This window comes from uncultured Bacteroides sp. (genome assembly GCF_910578895.1).
Taxonomy (GTDB): Bacteria; Bacteroidota; Bacteroidia; order Bacteroidales; family Bacteroidaceae; genus Bacteroides.
The window spans coordinates 4,676-7,617 of record NZ_CAJTSC010000076.1 but is presented as its reverse complement, the minus strand read 5'-3'; the positions used below and the strand labels follow the sequence as shown (position 1 = coordinate 7,617).

Genomic DNA, 2,942 nt, shown 5'->3' with positions numbered 1-2,942 from the left:
AATCAAGAAGGTGTACTTCTCAGTCGTATATTGAACCCTATTCAGTCGTATACTGAGATACGTTCGGTATACGACTGAATAGGGTTCAATATACGACTGAGATACCTGCTTTTTACGAGTGCTGATAATCAGGTGTTTATAAAAGGTGTCGCTGGTGGTTATAAATTATGACAAAAGGCATTGGCGCATTATTGCACATATAATATAAGGTGTAGAAGATTGACCGGAAGATTATAATTTATGGCACGGGATTTGTACATTATTAATCCGGTTTATGGTACGCAGTATGGGAAAATGCGTATCTTTGTCATTTGAAACCTTTAACTTAAGGAGATAAAAACTATATGAACAATCAATTTTCACAAAGAGTCTCGGATATTATAACTTATAGCAAGGAAGAAGCTAATAGGCTGAAAAATAGGTATATCGGTCCCGAGCATCTTCTACTCGGCATGTTGCGTGACGGTGGTGGAAAAGCTATTGAGATATTGATGAGACTTGATATAGATTTGAAGCAAGTAAAAAAGCGTGTTGAGAGCTTCTTGAAAGAGGCCGAAGACGACACCTTGCTGCCCGATGCAGATGTGCCGCTGGCTCCCATGACTGCTAAGATATTGAAAATGTGTATCCTGGAAGCACGCTTTTTGAAAAGTTCCGTTGCCGATACCGAGCATGTGCTGCTGGCTATACTGAAAGACGGAGATAATTTGGCTGCTACTGTTCTGGAAGAAAATCATGTGAATTACCAGTCTGTATTCGAGCAACTTACCATGCAATCCACTAATCCGGGTGCGGGCATGGGATTTCCGGAAGAGGATGAAGAAGACGAGGAAGAAATGGCTATGCCCCACTCTGCCCGTAATGCAGGACCGGGAGCGGCTTCGTCCGCGCAAACAGCATCGAAGAAACCGTCCAATGACACCCCGGTGCTGGATAACTTCGGTATGGACATGACGCGTGCTGCCGAGGAAGGCAAACTGGATCCGGTTGTGGGGCGCGAACGTGAGATAGAGCGTTTGGCACAGATATTGAGTCGTCGTAAGAAAAACAATCCTGTGCTGATTGGTGAGCCGGGAGTGGGCAAATCCGCTATTGTAGAGGGGTTGGCATTGCGTATCGTCCAAAAGAAAGTATCCCGCATCCTGTTTGACAAGCGGGTGGTGATGCTTGACATGGCTTCTGTTGTTGCCGGAACAAAATATCGCGGACAGTTTGAAGAGCGTATCCGCTCCATTATCAACGAGTTGCAGAAGAACCCGAACATAATTTTGTTTATAGACGAAATCCACACCATTGTAGGTGCCGGTGCGGCTGCGGGTTCTATGGACGCTGCCAATATGCTGAAACCTGCCCTGGCTCGCGGTGAAATACAGTGCATTGGTGCTACTACGCTTGATGAATACAGGAAGAATATCGAGAAAGACGGTGCTTTGGAGCGCCGTTTCCAAAAGGTGATTGTAGAGCCCACCACTTCGGAAGAGACCCTTCAGATTTTAAGAAATATCAAGGAGAAATACGAGGACCATCATAATGTGAACTATACGGACGAGGCATTGGAAGCGTGTGTCAAGTTGGCAGAACGTTATATAACCGACCGCAACTTTCCGGATAAAGCTATTGATGCTTTGGACGAAGCCGGTTCGCGCGTGCATCTGACGAATATAACCGTTCCTAAAGAGATTGAAGAGCAGGAAAAGCGGATAGAAGACGCACGTATCTTAAAAGCGGAAGCCGTAAAATCGCAGAATTTTGAACTGGCGGCGAGTTACCGCGACAGGGAGAAAGAACTTGCCGCCCGGTTGGACGAAATGAAAGCGGAATGGGAAACCCGCCTTAAAGACGACCGCCAGACTGTCGGCGAGGAGGAGATTGCCAATGTCATATCAATGATGTCCGGCGTGCCGGTGCAGCGCATGGCACAGGCGGAAGGTTTGAAACTGGCAGGAATGAAAGAAGAACTGCAGGCCAAAGTAGTGGCTCAGGACGCTGCAATAGAGAAACTTACAAAAGCCATTTTGCGTAGCCGCGTGGGTCTGAAAGACCCTAACCGCCCTATCGGCACGTTTATGTTTCTCGGTCCTACGGGTGTGGGAAAGACACACTTGGCGAAGCAGTTGGCTAAATATATGTTTGGTTCCGGCGATGCTTTGATACGTGTGGATATGAGCGAGTACATGGAGAAATATACGGTGTCTCGTATGATTGGTGCCGCTCCCGGATATGTCGGCTACGAGGAAGGCGGGCAGCTGACGGAGAAAGTGCGCCGGAAACCCTACTCCATCGTACTGTTGGACGAGATTGAAAAGGCGCATCCCGATGTGTTCAATATCTTGTTGCAGGTGCTGGATGAAGGACGTCTTACTGACAATTATGGCAGAACGGTTGATTTCAAGAACACGGTTATCATTATGACTTCCAATATCGGTACCCGTCAATTGAAAGAGTTCGGCCGCGGTGTGGGTTTTGCGGCGCAGGCGCGTACGGATGATAACGAGCATTCGCGCAGCGTCATCCAAAAAGCATTGAACAAGACCTTTGCACCTGAGTTCCTGAACCGTTTGGATGAAATTATAACCTTCGACCAATTGTCGCTGGATGCCATTACAAAGATTGTAGACATTGAACTGAAAGGCTTGTATGAACGTGTCGAAACAATTGGCTATAAGATGATTGTAGATGATGAAGCGAAACGGTTTCTTGCAACGAAAGGCTATGATGTGCAGTCTGGCGCACGCCCGTTGAGACGTGCCATTCAGAATTATCTGGAAGACGGACTTTCGGAACTGATTGTATCTGGCGGGGTGCAGCCCGGTGATACAGTTAATGTATCTGTAAATAAGGAAAAAGACGAGCTGGTTATAATTAAGGTATAATAAAATCTTTATTATTAAAGCAGCCAAAATGTCAGTCTTTTGGGACTGGCATTTTTTTTGTGTTCCGTT

1 protein-coding gene is annotated in these 2,942 nt (G+C 46.5%); it reads left to right on the top strand.

Annotation, left to right across the window (positions count from 1 at the left end):
• Positions 1-344: 344 nt before the first annotated feature.
• Positions 345-2,873 carry an ATP-dependent Clp protease ATP-binding subunit gene (locus QZ327_RS13335; RefSeq protein WP_294620077.1) on the top strand — a complete coding sequence of 843 codons (2,529 nt, stop codon included), beginning with the start codon at positions 345-347 and terminating at the stop codon, positions 2,871-2,873.
• Positions 2,874-2,942: the final 69 nt, after the last annotated feature.

Excerpts from the sequence above, each read along its gene's own strand:
- QZ327_RS13335 (WP_294620077.1), top strand. The coding sequence starts at position 345 with ATGAACAATCAATTTTCACAAAGAGTCTCGGATATTATAACTTATAGC.